Origin of the sequence: Paraglaciecola sp. 25GB23A (assembly GCF_040012495.1) — a bacterium.
Lineage (GTDB): Bacteria > Pseudomonadota > Gammaproteobacteria > Enterobacterales > Alteromonadaceae > Paraglaciecola.
Genome location: NZ_JBDYKM010000007.1, coordinates 114,122 through 135,406, shown reverse-complemented (window position 1 = coordinate 135,406; position 21,285 = coordinate 114,122). Strand labels below are relative to the sequence as shown.

Genomic DNA, 21,285 nt, shown 5'->3' with positions numbered 1-21,285 from the left:
CTTAAATGCCATCACCAAATTCATGTAGACCACATTCTCGTTTCATACCAAAGAAGCGAGTATCTTGCTCGTTCATGCCCTCTTCCAGTGAACGGGTGGTATGCCAATCACCTATTGACACATAGCCTTTTTCCCACAATGGATGATAGGGGAGATTATGCTCTTTTAGATAATAATGTATGTCTTTATTGGTCCAATTAATAATGGGATAAATCTTGAATTGATTCTTTAACTGTTGCACAACAGGTAAGTTTTCTCGCATATCAGACTGGCTGCGGCGTAACCCGGCAAACCAACTTTTAACCGACAACTCTTCTAATGCTTGCTGCATAGGTTGCACTTTATTGAGCTGATTGTAACGCGTAATACCATCCTGGCCTTGTTCCCACAATTTGCCCATCCTCGCTTCCTGCCAAGCAGCAGACATAGGTGCACGATAGACTTTCAAGTTAAGTTGGAGCATTTCAGTCATCTCATCAATAAATTGATAGGTTTCAGGAAAAAGATAACCAGTGTCTGTCACCACTACGGGAATATCAGGCTTTTGACTTGCCACCATATGCAGCATGACTGCAGCTTGTGCGCCAAAACTAGAAGACAGCATAAAGTTGCCTGGCAAATGCTCTAGTGCCCAAGAGACTCTCTCTTGAGCGCTAGACTTTTCAAGTTGCACATTTAACTGAGCCAGCTCTTCTGTGCTTGGAGCAAAGTGGTCTTCCTTTGTTTGCAGGGTATTAGATGGCATATTCTGGCTCATCATAAAAATCTTTGGCAGAATTTATGACTGGCTTGACCACTTTGGCGCGGATCACAAAATCACCAAATGACTCATTAGCTTCAGCTTCTTTCGCCCAACGACCAATCAATTCATCTAGCTCACGCATGATTTCTTTTTCATCGATATTTTCACGATACATCCTTGGTATACGTGTACCTTCACGATTACCACCAAGATGCAGGTTATATTTACCTGGGCCTTTACCGACTAAACCCACTTCAGCCAACATAGCTCTGCCACAACCATTCGGGCACCCAGTGACCCGAAAAATAATGCTCTGCTCGGGAATACCATGCTTAGATAAGATAGATTCAAGTTCAGTAACCGCGTCGGGTAGATACCTTTCAGCCTCCGCCATGGCTAAAGGACAAGTAGGAAAGGCAACACAGGCCATAGAATCCAGACGCTGTGGACTCACTTCTTGTCTAATCAGTCCATGCTCGCGAGCAAGTTGTTCAATTTGATTTTTTAACTCTGCGGGTACACCAGCAACAATTAAATTTTGATTAGCGGTTAATCTAAAGTCACCTGTATGGATTTTTGCAATCTCGGCACAACCTGTTTTTAAGGTTTGGCCTGGATAATCGAGAATTCGCCCGTTTTCAATAAACAAAGTTAAATGATGTTTACCATCTATGCCTTCAACCCAACCAATGCGATCGCCTCGATTAGTAAATTCGTAAGGACGACTGCTCGCAAATTTAATCCCTGCACGCGATTCAACTTCTGCTTTGAATGTCTCAACGCCTACCCGTTCTAAGGTATATTTAGTTTTAGCATTTTTGCGATTAACTCGGTTACCCCAATCTCGCTGTGTGGTCACCACCGCAGCCGCTACCGCTAATGTATGTTCAAGTGGGATAAAACCAAAATCATCTGCTTTACGTGGGAAGGTTGTGGTATCACCATGAGTCATTGCCAAACCACCGCCCACTAAGACATTAAAGCCTACTAAGCGACCATCTTCTGAAATTGCCACAAAATTCAAATCGTTTGCATGCACATCAATATCATTGTGCGGTGGAATAACTACGGTCGTTTTGAATTTACGCGGTAAATAGTTACTGCCTAAAATAGGCTCTTCGTCGGTTGTTTCCAACTTTTCACCATCTAACCAGATTTCTGCATAGGCACGTGTTTTAGGTAACAAATGCTCACTGATCTTCTTAGCCCATTCATAGGCTTCTTGGTGCACTGCCGATTCGACTGGATTAGAGGTACACAGTACATTACGATTAACGTCACCGGCTGTCGCAATAGAATCGATACCGGCTTTATGCAAAGTTTGATGCATCAACTTTATGTGGGGCTTTAACACTCCATGAAATTGAAAGGTCTGCCTAGTGGTCAAACGAATACTGCCATACAAAGTGTGTTCTTGGGCAAACTTATCGATTGCGAGCCACTGAGTGGGCGTGATAATGCCACCCGGCAAACGTGCACGAAGCATTACGTTTTGCAAAGGTTCTAACTTTTGCTTAGCTCGCTCGGCGCGAATATCGCGGTCATCTTGTTGATACATGCCATGAAAGCGGATCAACTGAAAATTATCAGCGCTAAAACCACCGCTAAGATCGTTCTTTAAGTCTTCAGTGATGGTGCCACGTAAAAAATTACTGCGGCTTTTCATTCGCTCGTTATCAGCTAATTTGCCTTGTACAACATGTTTGTCATTATTGGTTGTCATTAATAAACATCCTTCTGATAGCGTTTAGCACGACGCAATTCCATAATATATTGTTCAGCTTGCTCGGAATCTTTATCACCATGCAATTGAACAATGGACATAAGTGCGTCGTTTACATCTTTAGCCATATGATCTGCGTCACCGCAAACGTAGATATGCGCGCCATCTTGCAGCCATTGATACACTTCTGCACCTTGCTCTAACAAACGATGTTGCACATATACTTTTTCTTCTTGATCTCGAGAAAAGGCCAGACTAACTTTGTCGACAACCCCATCTTTCACAAATCGTTGCCACTCCACTTGATATAGAAAATCTTGGGTATAGTTGGGGTTACCAAAGAACAACCAATTTTTGCCCTGAGCTTCGTCAGCTTCTCGTTGTTGCATGAACGCTCTGAAAGGTGCGATACCCGTTCCAGGGCCGATCATAATGACGGGGGTATCTGGATTCTCTGGCAAACGGAAGTTGTCGTTTTTTTCCACAAAAACCCTGACTTCTCCGCCTTCTTCTAAGCGTTTAGCTAAGAATCCTGAGGCGCCACCCTGATGGCGATAGCCATGTGCATCATATTCAACCACAGCCACCGTTAGGTGAACTTCATCTTCAACTTCAGCCTGACTTGAGGCAATAGAGTAAAGTCGAGGTGCCATAGGACGCAGGGCATCAACAAGCTGCTGCGCACTTAATTTTGCTGGATAGTCACGCACCACATCAATAATTTGACGCTCTGCTAAGTACACACGCAATACCGCTTTATCTTCTAATTTAGCCGCGAGTTCGTCACTGGCAGCATATTCATTATAAGCTTTGGCAAAAGTCGGGTAACTAAGAGTAAGCTCTAATTTTTCAACTAGAGCCTCAAAAATAGTGAGCGACTGTTCAGCTAATTTAATCGACTCATTTTTGTCAATTGCCAACAACTCAAGTAAATCTGATACCAACTGTTCATCGTTATTGAACCATACACCAAGGGCATCACCGGCTTGGTATTGAATACCAGAGTCTTCCAGTGACACTTCGATATGACGAATGTCCTTCACCGAATCTCTGCCAGTAATTTTTTGGCTCGTCAGTAAAGAAGCCTTGAAGGGGAATTTTTTATTGTATTCAACCACATTCAATGTGCTTTCACTTGCTGTGGACGTTAACTGAGTGTGCCCTGCTTCAGCTTGCACCATCTCATCAGCAATCTTAGCCATTAAAGCATCTGACCAAGCATTCACACTCGCTTCGTAATCTACATCGCAATCTAAGCGATCTAGAATTCTTTTAGCGCCGAGATCAGCCAAACGTTGATCAAAGTCCTTACCTGTCTGACAGAAAAACTCATAGCTACTGTCACCTAAGCCTAATACCGCGAAATGCAAATCGGGTAATTTAGGGGCTTTTTTACTGGCTAAAAAAGCATGTAACTCTACCGCATCATCAGGTGCATCACCTTCACCATGGGTACTGACAATCGCTACAACATGAGACTCAGACTTCAATTGTTTGGCTTTATAATCAGCCATACTGACCAGGGTCGTCGAAATATTATTGGCTTCTAGTTTAGCTTTCAGCTCGGTCGCGACTAGTTTGGCGTTACCGGTTTGAGATCCGAATAAAATAGTGAGACTTTTTGCTACGGCAGTTTGTTGAACCGGCAACACTTGCCCTTGGCTTGACTGCGCCAAACCAGCAAAATAACCACTTAACCAATTTAATTGCGACGGATTTAGCGCAGCAGTCACTTGATTAATGGCAAGCCATTGAGGGTCATTGAGTCCGACCGCGACATTGGAACGATTATTTGTTTCTGAAGACATAAATCACTAACCTTTATTGATACCAACATAGGTTAGCGATTTCTTTTCATAACCGGAAAGAATTAAAACTAATTTTTTATTACTTAAAAGCCTGAATGATTAAAAGTGGACTTCAAGACCCGCAAAAGCACCTTTAAATTCGAGATTCGAATAAATACCATCTAAATCCTGTAAATCGACTTTTACAGCGCGATAGCCAAGTTGGAAAGTCAGGTCGATGGCAAGATTTTCCATTAAACTATAGGTTAATGCGGCTTGGTAGTCGCTCAATGTTTGATCATCAAAACTTAAAAAACTACCTTCAACATAGGCACCAAAACCAGTAGCTGGAATACCAATAGCTAGACGGGAATAAGCCATGGGCACTACACCCGAAAATTCTTCACGCCCTGTATTGGTTGGATCATCTTTATCAATAACAAACAACTCACCATCCAGATATTTAGCATTTATGCCTAAATCAAAACTAATTAGGTCGTTGTCAAATAACTCATAATACAAAATAGCATCAGTAGAGGTCAGTTTAACGTCAGTTACAGCAGTGCCATTAGCCGTAAAGAGTTCGCCACCAAAAGTAAAACTGCTGTCTACCAATACATCTCCGTTAGTATCCATCGCGGTGCGTTGCAATTTAATATTGGGGATCAGTGGAATCGGATGTTCTAAGGCAACATAGAAACTGGATTTTGTCTGATCGGCAAAATTGAAGTTAATATTAGTACCATCATCAGAAAAGCCCCCTTTGGTTTCCATATTCCAAGCTTGAGCACCAGCATATAAACCCAATAAGGTGTCTGCTTGACTTGAAAAGCAGCTGAGTAAACCGATAAGACCAATTGCGAGAGTGTGTTTTTTCATTCTATTAACCTTGATTGAGAAGTTCTGATAATTCGATTAAAGCAGCATTTGCACGAGAAATATAGTTTGCCATAACCAAAGAATGGTTCGCCAACAATCCAAAACCGCTGCCGTTGAGAATAACGGGACTCCATATGGGCTCCTGAGTTGCCTCAAGTTCACGTACGATTTGTTGTAAACTAATCCCTGCATTCTTTTTCTCTAATACATCAGCAAAGTCGGCTTCAACCGCTTTGAGAAAATGGAGCAATGCCCAACTTGCCCCGCGCGCTTCATAAAAAGTATCGTCAAGTTTCCACCAACTGGTTTTATCAACAAGGTTTTTGGCGGTAGGGGTCGACTGCGTCGCTTGGGCATCACCCGCCAAGCTTGTGTCTAATCGATCTTGGCCAACACTTGCGCTAAGTCGTTGTGACAGGCTGCCCAAACGCTTTTCAACTTGTTTGAGCCAGTCACGTAAATTATCCGCCCGCGCATAAAACTGGCCTTGCCCTTGGCTGATATCGGACAAGCTTTTGCGATACAGATAGAGATTATCGATACCTTCTTGATAACGAGATTCTGCCGAAGGTAGGATCCAATCTAAATGGTTATTATTAAATAAGGGCTGCGCCTTAGTTAAAAAGCTGTTTTCGATGGATTGAGACTGAGAGCGACTCAGGTCTTTGCGCATGGCTAGGGCTAAGTCTCGAGTCATTTCAAGAACCCCGAACTCCCAACTGGGCATGTCATCCATCAGCACACTGGGTGGCAGCACGTCGTTGGATAAGTAACCACCAGATTTATTGAGTAAAGACTCAGTCACCACAATTAAAGTAGATGTCATGGTATAGCCTGGTACAACTTTCTCATTATTTAGTTGAGCCTGTTGTTGCGCTAACTCTGCGGGTTCAAATAGCTCAGGCTCTACGCTCCAGAAAATCGAAAAAATCCACATTAATAAGAAGAAAATAGCGCAATAAAGGGCAATCCATTTAATACTAAGAAATCGTTGCATTGTAGTTCCTCAATGTCGTTTTTACGGCCTAGCCACAATGGCTTCGAACTCAACTTTTTCGCCTGTTTGAGTTTGTAAATACAGCTTAACACTTTGGCCAGCATTTAGTGGCTTTACTAAACCGAAAACCATCAAGTGCAAACCACCGGGCTGAAATTTAAGGGTTTGTTTGGGTGGGATAACTAGTTCAGCAAGATGCACCATTTTCATGGTCTCCGCTGTCATAATATGTTCATGTATTTCTATACTACGCGCAATTTCACCACCAGCACCCACCAACACTTCGGCTTTATCACCGGTATTTTCAATCTCAAAATACGCTGAGGTGTTAGGCACTCCCGGAGGTAATAATCTTACCTGAGCCTGCGTTATCACAAGTTGTGCCTGACAATTAAAAACAAAAAGCGCGCTTACCACAGCCAGCCATCGAAACATAAGCTATCCCTACCAAAGAAAATCAGAGTTGGAATTATTCAGCAAATTAAACTAATTTACCAATGCTTCATCAGACTTTTTTGTAACTCAGTAATGCCTAGGCTGTGGCGCAGATGTTTTGTCTTTAACCAAATAATAAACAATTAGAGCAAATAGTAAAATCGGCCAAAACGCACCAAGACCAGCAACAAATATCCCAATAACGCCAGCGCAAACTGCAAAAACTATGGCACCTATCACACTAATTGCTACAACGAAGCCAACAATTACCAGTAGCGCAACAACAAAGGTCACAATTAAAATAGTCATAAAAGGTTCTATCCAATGTTGATCAATTTGAACTCTTAGGTCGAGCCATTGGCTTGCAATCAAACCGACACTGTAGGTCAGAACGATTGCAATCAAAACGGCTAATAGTAAATTTTTAAACATAAGGCCTCCTAACGAGAAGGCAGCAATAGCACAGCCATAACATAGGCAACAGAGGTGACCATGGGTAAACACACTAAACAAATAAGTGCAGCTACTCGAATTAACCATCTAGGCTGATCCCAATGCTTGGCTAAACCAGCGCAAACCCCTGAAATTTTGCTGTGATATTTATCTTTATGTAAGCGATTAACATCAATATATTGTCTCATTTTGAATTCCTTACTTTAGTTGAAATTTATCGGTGGCAGCCAAAGGTTGCCACTCATTCGAACAACACAGTCTTATGCCACTTTCTTGCGCAACATCGCCAATTCTTGTTCAATCTTCTCTTCTGCTTCCAATTGCACAAACTGACTGGTTAAGTTTTGTGACGATCGTACTAAATCGTAGGCATCAACTTGTGACTCTAAATCATCAATGCGGCGCTCGTAGTGTTCAAATCGACTGATCGCCACTTCGATACGGTCAACATGGTTATTGGTCTTAGCTTGCAAACGAACAGCAACTGAACGCTCACGTATCACCAAAGAATTCTGTTTAGCGCGCGCTTCTGTTAATTTTTCTTGTAACTTTGCGGTATCTGCCTGCAAATCACTTAAAGCATTATCAATAATGCTTAACTCAGATTGGTAAGTGCTTAACTGTTGTTGACATTGATGTTTTTCAGCTAAGGCGGCACGGGCCAAGTCTTCACGCGCTTTATCTACCGCTAAGGCCGCTTTTGACTGCCACCCTTCGATTTGTTGTTGCGTTTTTTCAATTTTGCGTTGAACGCGCTTTTTCTCTGCTAGATTCGACGCCGCAACTGAACGTAACTCAACAAGTGCCTCATCCATTTCTTGAATTAACAACTTCAATACTTTAGCTGGATCTTCTGCCTTATCTAAGATGGCATTAACGTTGGCTTGTACTATGTCTGACATTCTTGAAATCATACCCATGGTGCTTACTCCAAATAGATTAAAAAGTTTCTAGCATCAAAATGGCTACTAGTTCCTTAGTTATTACAATTCGCATGCCAACCTAACAATTTTAAATAAGTCATTGTTTTAAATAGATAATTTTTTAAAAATTATTATTTTTCGTGAATCAATAAATTTTCACTTAGTCAATTTGACACAAGCATTAGTTAATTTGACGAAAAATTAAATATTGTGTAAACAGAGGGAAAAATAGGAGGAAATGGACAATGGAGAATGGACTACAACAACTCATCCAAGCGGGCAGCATAAAAAGTCATAAAGTTAACTATGAATAAAAACAGATAAGATTAGAAAAGGAGGGATCGTGAAAAAGTCAAACGGTCAATACATCAACTAGAGACCGTTCCGACAAAATACAGATAATGATGGGCGCCTAAATATCGTAGATTTTTGCACTAAGCCTATCAGGCTAAAGACAAGTGCTCCCATGATATAAGCAGCTACTGGCGCCAATGAAATAATTAATAAAGAAACGTGACTAAGCATAATCACTCCTTATTCGGCACTATTTTTATCGGCCTTATTTTCATCGATATCTGTAATGGTCACCTTTGTTACAAAGGCTTTTTCTTCGTTAAGACTCAGAGCATGAGTTGCATTTAACACAGCTTCTTGCACACCGTATTGTACTTCTTGTTGTGCAACAAACATCGCTTGAGAAACCAAACTTGTTACGATTTGTTCAACAGATACTTCTTTGGCATTAACACCAGCGGTGAACATTAGACTGGCAGTTAGAGCAGCAACAGCAATTTTAGATTTAGTAAACATGATTATTTCCTTTTGGGTTAATTTAACAACTATCTTAAGCATTAGTAGATTGTTATTGCTTAAGTCGCAGTCACTATTGCGATAGTTGTGCCAAAATGAAAATAAATCGTATCTAATTGATTTTTATATATATTATTACAGCAGGTAGTCAATCAATCTTTTTATTAAAACCAACAAAAATCAATAATTAGTAAATTTGACCAAGTTAGTGGTCAAATTTTTAATATTGAAGGAAAGACGCCGCTTTTTTTTGCGTATCAAGTAACAAGTCCAGTGCATCAGTCAGTAACTCGCTGCCCGTTCCCGCTTTGGTACCTTGCTGACTTAAGTAACGTCGCCAAACCCGACCTCCAGGTTGGCCTTGAAACAGTCCTAACATATGACGGGCAATGTTCCATACTCTTGCACCTTGCGCTAATTGTGCATCAATATAAGGTAACATTGCTAATACGATATCCACCCTAGTTTTAATCTGGCTGTCATCGCCATAAAAGCGCTTGTCCACCTCAGCTAATAGGTAAGGATTACTATAGATTTCTCGGCCTATCATCACACCATCCAGTTTTTGCAGGTGTAGTGCGGCATCATCAAGGGTTTTAACGCCACCATTTAAGCTAATATGCAAATGTGGAAATTGCTGTTTAAGAAGATACACCCGGTCATACATCAAGGGAGGTACTTCGCGATTTTCTTTGGGGCTAAGACCTTTTAACCAAGCTTTTCTGGCATGCACTATGAATGTATCACAACCACTGGCCGCGACAATTTCGATAAAGCGAGTAAGATCTTCATACTCATCCATTTCGTCGATGCCGATTCTACTTTTGACTGTGACCGGAATATCAACTTCAGCCTGCATACTTTTAATACAATCAGCTACTGTTTGCGGCTCTGCCATTAAACAAGCACCAAAACGACCATTTTGTACTCTATCAGAAGGGCAACCCACATTGATATTAACCTCGTCATAACCCCGCTCTTGAGCTAACGCAGCACATCTGGCCATATCATCTGGGTTAGAACCACCTAATTGTAAAGCCACAGGATGCTCTTCTTGATTGAAACCTAAATAGTCTCCTTTGCCAAAAATAATCGCACCAGTGGTCACCATTTCTGTATATAACAAGGTGTGCTGTGATAATTGACGCAAAAAATAGCGACAGTGTTTATCAGTCCAATCAAGCATAGGAGCGACTGAGATGGTACGGTTGAGTGGAGCAGCGATAGAATTCAAGTTAAGCCTATGTTTTATGTAATTTATTTCTAGCATTCAAAAAATGCCTAATGCGGTATTTTTCCTTTTCATTCCTTATTTTTCGCCCTTATGGGGAACTGTTTTTAACTTTAGGAATTCAGCGGTGGCGCATTATAGCATTTCAAAAAGAGTAAGGAAAAATCAAACTGTTGATTATGTCAGGGTCCGTCGAGTGGGATAGGGCATCGTTACTTTTTCATTATCAAAAAACTGCCACAGTAAAGTAGCTGCAACAAAAGGGGCGAAGAGTATGATGCATCAAGTTGTAGCAAATTAATGCATTTTGATATTGCTCTGTTCGATTGCAGGGTCGCAGATTTAATAAGGTTTTTGTTGCCATGCTTGATAGCGGGCTCATTGTTTAACTGACACAAAAAAGCCGCGATAGCTTAGCTTCTCGCGGCTTTTTTTAAGATTGGCTCAAGCTATATCGGATTTGCGTCTGAATCTAACTCAACAATATTATCAAACAAAGGCTTAAGACTATCGAGTACGCTCGCTTTGTCGCCTACAACAACAGTAATCATGTCATCGAGTACAAGATACTTTTTGGCTAATGCATTTAACTCATCTTTCGAAATATTAGCCAAAATAACGTTCTGCTCATCCACAAAGCTTTTGTCGAGAGCATAGGTCATGATTTCTGCTAGAAAACCCAGCTTTTGATAAGGTGTTTCGTATTCTCTTGCATCTCGTTGGCCAATAGCGTTTTTCATAAAGCGCAGCTCGTTATCGTTCATGCCTTGCTCAGCAAACTGGCTAATTTCATTTCTAAATTGCACAATAGAATCCGCTGTCGTATCAGAACGAACTCCGGCCTGTGCGCGATAGAAACCATGAATGTCATCACCATAGAAAAATGAACGAGCACCATAGGTATAACCCTTATCTTCACGCAAATTTAGATTTATCCGACTGTTAAAGGCACCACCAAGATTATAATTCATTAAATCAACTAGGTAGTATTCACCGGTAGCATCATATTTTAAGGCGCGTTTACCTATGCGAATTTCTGACTGAGCAGCACCCGGTTTATCTATAAAGTATAAAGTACCGGTGGCTAAGGCGGGAAACGCGTTTAGGGCTGGAACTTCGGTTGTTTTACCTTGCCATTGGTCTAATACTTTAAGCGCGGTCTTGACTGATGCTTCTGCCAAATCACTCACCACAATTAGCTCTGACTTAGCCGGGCCGTAGTTAGCTGCGTAAAATGCTTTAACATCATCTAAATTCAGTTTTGCCACTGTCTCAATAGTGCCTCCACTAGCATAGGCAAAACTGTTATTGGCGCCAAATACTAGCTTATTGAATGCACCTGTTGCCGTAGCTCCAGCATCTTTCTTAGCATTTTTTAAACCTTCAATTTGCTGCTTTTGTAAACGCTCAAAGTCGGCTTGCTCAAATTTCGGCTCGGTCAGCTTTTCTATAGCGATAAGTAAGGTCTGATCCAAATTTTTGGTAAGCGTACGTATGCTCATAGTCGTGAATTTATCACCCGCATTAAAATCAACGCTTGAACCCAATTTTTGCAATTCGTTAGACAGTGTCTCCGCAGTTGATTTTTGCGTCGCTTCTTCCATCATTGCAGCAGTTAGGGCACCCAAGCCCAACTTACCAATTGGTTCTCGAGTTTGCCCAGCAGCAATACGCAGCCGTATGGTAGTAGTCGGTACTTCGTCATTCACCGCACCCAAAATAGCGATGTTATTAGCAGTTTTAGCTTGGTAAATTTCAGGAACTTTAATGCTCGGATTTTTTCCAGAGGGCGGTATTACCGAACGGTCAAAATCAGAGGTTCCCGGACGCAGGACTAAACCACTCTCGTCACTTTCTGGTGGTAAAGTACGGGTATATCGCTGCCATGTATCGGCTTTAATAATTGCGTCAGCTTGGCCTTTTGGCACAATACTCATGACGACAGAATGTTTGTCTTTGATGTATTGTTTGTATACTCGCATAACATCTTCTTTGGTGACTGTTTCATAACGAGCAATATCGTCACCAATAGCGTTCGGATTATTACGATAAGTTTGATACGCCGCTAACTGACTGACCTTGCCGCTAACGCTTTCTAAACCGTAAATCATATCAGACACAATTCCAGCTTTTACGCGTTCAAGGTCATCATCATTGGCGCCTCCCCTAGATTCAAATTCCTCTAATGATGCTCGAGCAATTTTCTCGAGTTCTGCCAGAGTATTGCCAGGAGTAGGTAAGGCCAAAACGGTAAACTGACAACTAAGCTCACCACAAGCATGGCCGGCTTGAGCTTGCACGGCCTTACCATTTTTAACCATATTTTTATACAGTAGTGAGGTCTTGCCTGAACCCAATATAGACATCAACACATCTAAGGGCGCTTCGTCTGGATGATTAACATGTACGGTAGGAAAAGCCATATAGAACAAAGGTAATGAAACATTGTCTTCCATTGAGATGTAGCGATCTTCCGCTAAGACCACATCGGTATATTCAGGTGCAAGTACTTCAGGCCCACGAGGAATACCACCAAAGTATTTTTTCACCCAAGCAAGAGTTTGAGCTTCATCTAAATCACCACCGATAGTTAAAGTGGCATTATTGGGTCCATACCAGCGTAGGAAAAACTTTTTTAGATCGTTTAAATCAGCACGATTAAGATCTTCTATATAACCAATAGTTAACCAAGAGTAAGGATGTCCTTCAGGAAACATGGCTTCATTCACACGCTCTCTTAATAAACCATAAGGCCGATTGTCATAGTTTTGTCCGCGCTCATTTTTAACTGTTTCGCGCTGATTTTCGAATTTTGTTTCTGTGACTGCATCAAGAAAAAAGCCCATACGATCGGACTCTAACCACAACATCCGTTCCAACTGATTTGATGGCACTGTTTCATAATAATTGGTGCGATCCGTATTGGTTGAACCATTTAGGGTACCGCCAGACTCAGTAATCAAACCAAAATGCTGTTCATCCGCTACGTTTTCAGAACCTTGGAACATCATATGTTCAAAAAAGTGGGCAAAGCCCGACTTGCCTGGCTCTTCCCGAGCAGAACCCACGTGATAAGTTATATCAACATGCACCAGAGGATCAGAGTTGTCGGGATGCAAAATCACCGTTAAGCCATTGTCTAGTTCATATTTATCAAAAGGGATTACAATCTGCCCTTCCTGTTTTGCCACAGAAGTGATTTTTTTGATGCCATCTGGCAAGGGGACTGTCTGCTGTGCTGATTGTTTATCTGTCACTTCAGTTTTATTGCTATCGCAGCTACTCAAGCTTAGAAATGCTGCTAAACCGGTGCCTATTATTAAGAGTTTTTTCATTTTTATTATGACCACTTTTACTTCCCTAATTAAGAGTATGAATAATGCTGTATTCTTGCCTTAGAATAAAGCTTAACTAAAATGTGATTCAATCTAACCATTAAATCTGTAAACAATTTTTGACTGTTACTTAATTTAGCTAAACGTTGTGAGCTAGAAAAATGCCAGTTGAATACCCAGACTAACTCGCTGTTGATGACGATTATAATCAATCAGAGAATCCCCGTAGCCGTTAAAATATTGCAACAATAAGTTGTATCTGTTGCTGATAGGATAAGAAAGGTTGAGCTCAATATTGCCTTTGTTATCACTCGTTTTAAGGTTATTGCGTAACAAGGTTAATACATCCACATTACCTAATTTAGTTCCAAAACCTAGCTCAACGTGACCGAGAAAATGCGTAATATCTGGATTGTCATCGCCGTTTGTATCCATGGGACTTTTTTTAGCATCTTCAGGAATGCGATACCATGCTTTGACATAGTAGAAAGCGCTGGCGTCGCTAAAAAGAGCTGACACAAAAAGACGATTCCAGCTGCGCGAGCGCAAACCACTCTGACCATTACTTTGGTGATTAAAACCAAATTGCAATTGATTAAATTCAAAGCTCAGTAACTTAATTTCTTTTTGCCATGAATAAAAAATTTCAGGTTCATAGTTGGTTTCACGAAAAGGCTTGGAAACTGCGTTATTGTATACTTGCCAAAAGGACATGGCGGTAAAACCAAAATACAGCCCCGATGAATCTTCATCATGCAAATAAAGTGGTAACTTCATGCTAATTTGATACTTGGCTTCAAAAGAGTCTAGATTGCCTTCATTAAGGCCATCAGCGGTAATATCATTTGGATCACTTATCCACGAAACTGGCAGTAAGTAATTAAGGCGGTATTGCGCAATAGAAAAAGGGTTCTCTACTGAAGCATTGTCCGCTTTACTGCGTCTCTCTAATATAGACGTAACTTTTGCTGAGTCATCATCAGTTTGTTGCGTTTCTTGAGCCTGGATTGTGCTACAAAATAAGGTCATCACTACAACCTTAATAAGCAAACCCAATCTCAAACAGAGTTTTACCTGCATCGACCTTCCCTTACCATTTTGTCCAATTAAATTTACAGCAGCATATTACCAGCATAGTTAACGGGCTTATACCCATTTTGCCTAGTTTTGGATTGATAAAATATCAAACTAATCAGCTATTTGATTGCTTTTAAGTAATGCCTATTACACACTTGAGCAGATCTTTAAAAGCCACAAAAGACCATAATTTTGAACGATAAAACCATAAAATCCGGTGTCATTTTTGCTCTTGCGGCTTACGGCATGTGGGGATTTGCGCCACTCTATTTTAAACTACTCCAGGCCATGCCCGCCCAAGAGATTTTGGTGCATCGAATTATATGGTCTGTATTGGTTTTGTGTGTTTTGGTATTAGTCAGCGGTAAATTACGCCAAGTAAGAGCGGCGGCTACTAATCTAAAAGTCATGGCAATTTTACTGGTGTCGGGCTTACTGTTGGCGGCTAATTGGTTGATCTTCATCTGGGCAATTAATAATGAGCATTTATTAGAAGGTAGTTTAGGATATTATATCAACCCTCTATTTAACGTTTTTCTGGGCCGTTTATTTCTGCAAGAACGTTTACGACCTCTACAAAAAGCCGCAGTAGCGCTAGCTTTTACTGGTGTGGCTTTGCTGATTATTTCCTTTGGCCAAGTCCCTTGGATAGCCTTATCGCTGGCGGTTTCCTTTGGTATTTACGGTTTATTACGCAAAAAAGTCGCCGTCGACTCGCTGCCCGGCTTATTGTTAGAAACCATGATGATGCTACCCTTTGCTCTGGTTTATTGGGTCGGATTCAGTAGTGAGATGAGCAACCTAAGTACTAATTCATTATCGCTCAATATCACCTTAGTCTGTGCAGGCATTGTTACTACCGCTCCACTACTGTGTTTTACTGCTGCCGCCAGAAGATTGCGCTATTCTACCTTAGGATTTTTCCAATATTTGGGGCCTAGCATCATGTTTATTATGGCAGTCTGGTGGTTTAATGAACCACTTGATCAGGCCAAAATCATTACCTTTATTTTTGTATGGTTGGCCCTAGCACTCTTTAGCTTCGATTCATACCGCGCTTATCGTTCAACCAGAGCTAAAACGGTACTAAATTAAGCAGTTTTTTTGCCAACGAGACCAGCAGCAATAAGGTGAAACCATACGTTAAACTTAGCTGTCTGTGGCTATTTGGTTGCGACCATTATTTTTAGCTTGATATAGGTGTTTATCTGCCAGCCTTATCATCCCGCTTATACCGTTTTGTGTTTGGTGCGTAAGACCAATACTCACAGTGCAGTGAAAGGTATTTTTTTCAAATTTAAATACCTTGGTGGCTAAGGCAGTGCGAAACTGCTCTAAAGCCTGATGAGCATGACTAGGATCTTGATTGGCAAAATAAACGCAAAATTCTTCACCGCCAAACCTTGCAGCAGTAAAGTCGGCAAAATGGAAGGCGACCAACTTAGCAATTTCTTTTAAACTGTAATCGCCACAATCGTGCCCATAGGTATCATTAATGGCTTTGAAATGGTCAATATCAAGGATGGCTAAGGCTTGTCTCTGCGGCTTGTGTTTTTGGTGAGTTTCCACTTTTTCAAAGAAATAACGCCGATTCGGTAAGCCGGTTAAGAAATCAGAATCAGCGGCGCGTCTAATTAACTCAATATTCTCCATATATTCAACATGTTGCATAACACGACTAAAAAACTCTTCATGACAGTAAGGCTTTAACAAAAAGTCATTAGCACCACTTTTTATATAACGAGCAGACAAGCCGAGTTTTTTAAGCAAAGTCATTCCAATAAACGCTAAATCTTCTTTTTTATATTCTCTACGCAACAAACTCAGTAACTCTATACCACTGACTCGTGGTAGACCCTCATCATCAACAATAAGTAGTTTGATAATGCTAAATTTTTGCATGGTGGCTAATGCATGCTCAGCATCAGCAGATTCAAACGTGATAAAGTTATGACGCCGCAACAAACCCACCATTGCCGTTCGGCGCGCACGCAGGGCATCTACAACCAATACACCGACTTTTTTGTTTTTTTCCAGACGTGACAATAAGCGACTTAGATATTCGTAAACCTGCTCATTCTCTTTAGTGATGTAATCAATAATATCTTTTTTAAGAATGACTTCTCTAATGTCATCGTCTAAATGACGAGCTACAACTATGGTGGGTAAAAAAGAACGCAAGGTAAAATCAATGGCTTGGCCGCGCGGAGCATCGGGCAAGTCATAATCAACGATGGCGCATAAAAATGATTCTGGTGACGAAGAAGAAAAAACATATTTTGCTTCGGTGAGATTTTGCGCGCAAATCGGATTCAACTTTGCTTTAATGAGCAAATCACGCATCATCTTCATGCTGCTGAGACTGTCTTCAATTATTAGCACATTGTGCGGCATAACGACCTTACATCGACCAGAGTAGTAAATAACAATCTATCAGATGCTGTGGCAAAGACAAAACACTCTTGGCCTTATTCGAAAGCATCGTTATTTTGGCCAAACATTAGGCTTGAGTTAGTTTAGCAAAGGACATCACTAACCACTTACTGCCAAAATCTTCAAAGTTAATTTGTATGCGTGCATGCTCACCAGCACCTTCATAGTTTAGTACCGTCCCTTCACCAAATTTAGGATGGATTACCCGCTGCCCTAATTTAAATCCGGTAGATTCAAATGCAGTATGACCGGTGGCCGGGGTAAAACGATTTTGTACTGGCCGAGATATAGTCGTTCTTAGGCGAACTTCTTCAATATATTGACTGGGAATTTCTTTAATAAAGCGTGAGGGTGTATGGTATTTCTCCTGTCCATAAACCCGACGATTTTCGGCATAGGTAATATAAAGTTTTTGCATTGCTCGAGTCATACCGACGTAACACAAGCGACGTTCTTCTTCGATTTTACCTGGCTCTTCATTGCTCATTTGGCTGGGAAACATGCCTTCTTCTACGCCGGCTAGAATAACTAACGGAAACTCCAGACCTTTAGCAGAATGGATAGTCATCATCTGCACAGCATCTTGATGACTCTCGGCCTGAGTCTCGCCAGATTCTAAGGTAGCATGGGCTAAAAAAGCTGAAAGTGGTGTCATATTCTCCGCTTCTTCGGGCGGCGAAAACTGCTTACAAGCGGTCACAAGCTCTTCTAAGTTCTCAATCCGAGCTTGCGCTTTCTCGCCTTTTTCAGCTTGATACATAGCAAATAAACCAGAATGTTTAATAACATGATCAGCTTGCTGTTCTAAGGTGAACTCGCCGATATCACTACCTAACTGTTTGATCAACTTTACAAAGTTATCCAGTGCAGTGGATGCACGTCCACTCAAACGCTTCTCATTGATCAATTGTAAAGCTGAATCCCATAAAGACTGCTCGTTCTCTTTGGCAAGTTCACGCACTGCCACTAAAGTTTTATCACCTAAACCTCTAGTCGGTGTATTAACTATACGTTCAAACGCAGCATCATCGATTTGTTGATTAATCAAGCGCAAATAAGCCAGAGCATCACGTATTTCCTGACGTTCAAAAAAGCGTAACCCACCATAAATACGATAGGCGATCGACTCTTGCAAAAGGGCTTCTTCTAATACGCGCGACTGAGCGTTATTACGATAAAGAATAGCGCAGTCTGACAACGCATTGCCTTTGTCTCGCCAATCTTTAATGCGTGAGACATTAAATCTAGCTTCATCCAAGTCATTAAAACCAGCGTAAAGCGAAATCAATTCACCCTCAGCATCTTCTGTCCACAATTCCTTACCAAGACGGCCTTCGTTATTACTGATCACGGCATTCGCAGCGTTTAATATATTGCCAGATGAGCGATAGTTTTGTTCCAAGCGAATCGTGGAAGCACCAGCAAAATCTCGCAAAAAATGTTGAATGTTTTGCACGTTAGCACCGCGCCAACCATAGATTGACTGGTCGTCGTCACCGACAATAATCATATTGTTGGTCGGGCAAGCCAATAAACGCAACCAGGCATATTGAATATTATTAGTATCTTGAAATTCATCGACCAAAATAGTGCGAAAGCGCTGCTGATAGTGTTTGAGCACGCTTGGGTTGTGGAGCCATAATTCGTGAGCACGTAACAGTAATTCAGCAAAATCCACTAAACCAGCACGATCACAGGTCTGTTGATAAACCTGATAAATTTCTCGCATTTTTTGCTGACTCGCGTCGCCGTGGGTTTCGATATGTTCAGGGCGCAGCCCTTCATCTTTGTTGCCATTGATATACCACTGTACATGTTTAGGTGCCCAGTGCTTCTCATCTAAATTTAGACTTTTTAACACTCGTCTAACTAATCTATATTGATCATCAGAGTCGAGAATTTGAAAATTTTCGGGCAGTTTGGCGTCAGCATAATGAGCTCGAAGTAGCCTGTGGGCTATACCGTGAAATGTACCAATCCACATATTTCGTAGGGCTGAGCCTTGTAATTGTTCTACCCGTCCACGCATCTCACGCGCCGCTTTATTGGTAAAGGTAACAGCCAGGATACTATGCGGCGCCATGCCTTCTACGTCCATCAACCACGCCATGCGATGCACCAATACTCTGGTTTTACCGCTGCCGGCACCAGCTAAAATCAGCATGTCTGAAGCAGGAGCAGCAACGGCTTGGCGTTGCTTATCGTTTAGTTGATCTAATAGTCTTGATACATCCATTACGTTTTACTTGTCTATATTTTTGAACACAGTATATCAGTATTACTGTATTTAAATACACTACTAGTCATTTACCGTACGATTTGACGATAAGAATAGCGACTCTTGTATAGTAAAAACCTGACATAAAATAAGCTTAGTTGAAGTTTAATGTATCGAATTCTAGCAACTCAGTTAGTTCATTTAATTGCACATTTGGAAGCAAGAACATAGATTCTTCTTTTACCATCATAGCCCGATCATGGGCATACCAAGCACTTTGAAAACCAGCCTTAATGGCGCCCAGCACATCATTATGTAAATTATCACCCACATGCAGAATTCTATTGGCGGCTAGGTTTAAGGCGGATTGAGTGGCCTCAAACATAGCACTATGTGGCTTCATGGGCTGATGAAGATGGGCCTTGAATATATGTTTGAAATAGGGTGCTAGACCAATTTGCTCGAGATTAACGTTACCATTGGTAATAGCCACTAGAGGATAACGCTCAGCCAGCGATTTTAATAAAGAATGAATGTTATCTTCCACTCTAAAATTACTACGGTGAAAATAGAAACGCGCAAAACTATGTTCAATAGCAGCGGATAATTCAGAACCTGATAAACCGAGCGATTGAAATAATTGCCTTAATATGTGTTTGCGCAACTCCCCCATATCATTCTTTAGTTGTGGCTGAAGATTGAGCGCATTAACACGATATTGGCGCCATTCGTTTTTTGCAATATTTGTGGTTTCTGGAAACGCTTGATGTAGTTCGGCCATAAAGGCTGATTCAGCAACCGGCATATGCACGTTATTATTGTAAAGGGTATCATCCAGATCAAAAGTAATAGCTTCGAATGCACCTATTTTTTTATAAAAAATCATATTGGGCTTTTTCTACTTTATAAGACCACAACAAAAAATCGCTCATATTTATTTGCACCTACAGTGGTTGATAATTGAGGGGGAACGCACTTCCTGTGACAAAGCTTAGTATGGACCATTACCCTTGTGCATTAAATAACACAATACTGAATCGCTTAGCTTGTGCAATACCAGTGACAGTATAAACTTCAGGTTGTGCTTGTTATTAAATCAGTAATCCGCTGAGTTAATACCAATCTAGCTTGATACTTGATCACTCAGCAATCGTTCTAGCAGCCTTATTACCTAGCAACTTCTGAGTTAGAGTATTTGAAAAACCTAAAGTAAACAAATGGTTATAACGATTTTATTATTGTAAACTTCACTCGGCCTTGAACCCAAATTAGGCAAACTATGCGTATAACTAGTTTATATAGATTCAATTATACATATCAGTGTTTACTAATGCTGTTATCGTCATTGGGTATTTTTCAAGCCCAAGCCACTTGTGTTAAGACATTGCGCTGGAGTGATGATGCGCCTTACACCTTTGTCAACCCATTGGCAAAAGACCAAGTGACAGGATTCACGATTGACGTGGTGACTGAAGCTTTTAAGCGCTTGAATTGTCACCTCAATCTGGTGGAACTTCCTTGGGCTAGGGCTTTACTTGAATTAGAAAAAGGCCGGCTGGATATATTAAGCAATGCCTACTATAGCCCTGAACGTAATGTTTACGCGCACTATTCACAAGTAAAACATCAGATCCCTAATCTATTATTTGTTCGCACAGGAGACCTGAATAGGTATCAATTTGAACAACTCGCAGATATCAAAAAATATAAATTCAGATTAGGTTTACAGTTTAATGCTTCATCTGGATATAAAAACGACCAATTATTGGACAGCCCAGAATTCTCGAATTTGGTGATCAGAAATACCAGCCGCAAGGCCTTATGGGAAATGTTAAATTTGAGTCGAATAGACGGTGTGGTTGCTGATAAAATGACTGCGTTGTATGAACTTAAAACAATGGACTTAGCAGACAAAATTTCAGCTACTAATCTCATTATTGCAAATGAACCCGCTTACTTTATGTTATCTAAGCAAACAACGAATATCGAATTTGTTAAGGCTTTCGATCGAGTTCTGCAGCAGATGGAAAATGAAGGATTGGTTGACACATTTGAACAAAAATATCTGCAATAAGATCATATTAAACAAGGGTAATACAGCCACTGCATTGCAGATTACTTCACTTTCCCAAGAACCTCAGCAATTTTTTGCTCTATAAAATTAGTATTATGCCGAGTGGTACTCTAGACCCGTTTGTGCTTAAAGACTGTGATGCCAAACCATATTGATAGGTAAGCAGTA

18 protein-coding genes are annotated in these 21,285 nt (G+C 41.0%); 2 read left to right on the top strand and 16 right to left on the bottom strand.

Annotated elements, in window-relative coordinates:
* Position 1 precedes the first annotated feature (1 nt).
* From ABKW31_RS12770 to ABKW31_RS12710, 13 genes are all read right to left on the bottom strand, one after another.
* Entirely contained in the window at positions 2–745 is a 744-nt protein-coding gene (locus tag ABKW31_RS12770; RefSeq protein ID WP_348616832.1) for a phosphoadenylyl-sulfate reductase, read from the bottom strand.
* Positions 735–2,465: an assimilatory sulfite reductase (NADPH) hemoprotein subunit gene (cysI, locus tag ABKW31_RS12765; RefSeq protein ID WP_348616831.1), complete on the bottom strand. Its 1,731-nt coding sequence runs from the start codon at positions 2,463–2,465 to the stop codon at positions 735–737. The genes ABKW31_RS12770 and cysI overlap by 11 nt, the downstream gene beginning before the upstream one ends.
* On the bottom strand, positions 2,465–4,273 hold the full coding sequence (locus ABKW31_RS12760) for an assimilatory sulfite reductase (NADPH) flavoprotein subunit (protein WP_348616829.1): 1,809 nt from the start codon (positions 4,271–4,273) through the stop codon (positions 2,465–2,467). Before ABKW31_RS12760 ends, cysI begins: the two co-directional genes overlap by 1 nt.
* Positions 4,274–4,372: 99 nt before the next feature.
* Positions 4,373–5,131, bottom strand: coding sequence for a TIGR04219 family outer membrane beta-barrel protein (locus ABKW31_RS12755; protein WP_348616827.1), 759 nt, complete (start codon positions 5,129–5,131; stop codon positions 4,373–4,375).
* A 4-nt stretch (positions 5,132–5,135) separates the two neighbouring features.
* Complete coding sequence (locus ABKW31_RS12750; protein WP_348616826.1) at positions 5,136–6,128, bottom strand: DUF2333 family protein; 993 nt, start codon at positions 6,126–6,128, stop codon at positions 5,136–5,138.
* Positions 6,129–6,149: 21 nt separating this feature from the next.
* Entirely contained in the window at positions 6,150–6,563 is a 414-nt protein-coding gene (locus tag ABKW31_RS12745) for a copper chaperone PCu(A)C (RefSeq protein ID WP_348616824.1), read from the bottom strand.
* An 87-nt stretch (positions 6,564–6,650) separates the two neighbouring features.
* Positions 6,651–6,995, bottom strand: coding sequence for a hypothetical protein (locus ABKW31_RS12740; protein WP_348616822.1), 345 nt, complete (start codon positions 6,993–6,995; stop codon positions 6,651–6,653).
* An 8-nt stretch (positions 6,996–7,003) separates the two neighbouring features.
* A complete protein-coding gene (locus tag ABKW31_RS12735; RefSeq protein WP_348616821.1) occupies positions 7,004–7,204 on the bottom strand; it encodes a PspC domain-containing protein in 201 nt (66 codons plus the stop codon).
* A gap of 72 nt (positions 7,205–7,276) precedes the next feature.
* On the bottom strand, positions 7,277–7,936 hold the full coding sequence (gene pspA / locus ABKW31_RS12730; protein ID WP_348616820.1) for a phage shock protein PspA: 660 nt from the start codon (positions 7,934–7,936) through the stop codon (positions 7,277–7,279).
* A gap of 537 nt (positions 7,937–8,473) precedes the next feature.
* Entirely contained in the window at positions 8,474–8,749 is a 276-nt protein-coding gene (locus tag ABKW31_RS12725) for a hypothetical protein (RefSeq protein WP_348616819.1), read from the bottom strand.
* Between the two features lie 220 nt (positions 8,750–8,969).
* On the bottom strand, positions 8,970–9,983 hold the full coding sequence (dusA, locus tag ABKW31_RS12720; RefSeq protein WP_348616817.1) for a tRNA dihydrouridine(20/20a) synthase DusA: 1,014 nt from the start codon (positions 9,981–9,983) through the stop codon (positions 8,970–8,972).
* Between the two features lie 446 nt (positions 9,984–10,429).
* Positions 10,430–13,315, bottom strand: a complete 2,886-nt coding sequence (locus tag ABKW31_RS12715; RefSeq protein WP_348616815.1) for a pitrilysin family protein — start codon at positions 13,313–13,315, stop codon at positions 10,430–10,432.
* A gap of 153 nt (positions 13,316–13,468) precedes the next feature.
* A complete protein-coding gene (locus ABKW31_RS12710; RefSeq protein WP_348616814.1) occupies positions 13,469–14,395 on the bottom strand; it encodes a phospholipase A in 927 nt (308 codons plus the stop codon).
* A gap of 189 nt (positions 14,396–14,584) precedes the next feature.
* Between ABKW31_RS12710 and rarD the strand changes: the two genes are divergently transcribed.
* On the top strand, positions 14,585–15,487 hold the full coding sequence (rarD, locus tag ABKW31_RS12705; protein WP_348616812.1) for an EamA family transporter RarD: 903 nt from the start codon (positions 14,585–14,587) through the stop codon (positions 15,485–15,487).
* A 54-nt stretch (positions 15,488–15,541) separates the two neighbouring features.
* Here the strand turns inward: rarD and ABKW31_RS12700 are convergent, their stop codons facing one another.
* The 3 genes from ABKW31_RS12700 to ABKW31_RS12690 all read right to left on the bottom strand — a co-directional run bounded on the left by ABKW31_RS12700 (position 15,542) and on the right by ABKW31_RS12690 (position 19,929).
* Positions 15,542–16,786, bottom strand: coding sequence for a diguanylate cyclase (locus ABKW31_RS12700; protein ID WP_348616810.1), 1,245 nt, complete (start codon positions 16,784–16,786; stop codon positions 15,542–15,544).
* A gap of 106 nt (positions 16,787–16,892) precedes the next feature.
* A complete protein-coding gene (gene uvrD, locus ABKW31_RS12695) occupies positions 16,893–19,061 on the bottom strand; it encodes a DNA helicase II (RefSeq protein ID WP_348616809.1) in 2,169 nt (722 codons plus the stop codon).
* Positions 19,062–19,197: 136 nt separating this feature from the next.
* Entirely contained in the window at positions 19,198–19,929 is a 732-nt protein-coding gene (locus ABKW31_RS12690) for an HAD-IA family hydrolase (protein ID WP_348616807.1), read from the bottom strand.
* 444 nt (positions 19,930–20,373) lie between these two features.
* On the opposite strand from ABKW31_RS12690, the gene ABKW31_RS12685 reads away from it, so the two are divergent.
* Complete coding sequence (locus tag ABKW31_RS12685; RefSeq protein WP_348616805.1) at positions 20,374–21,117, top strand: transporter substrate-binding domain-containing protein; 744 nt, start codon at positions 20,374–20,376, stop codon at positions 21,115–21,117.
* The last annotated feature ends 168 nt before the right edge of the window (positions 21,118–21,285 follow it).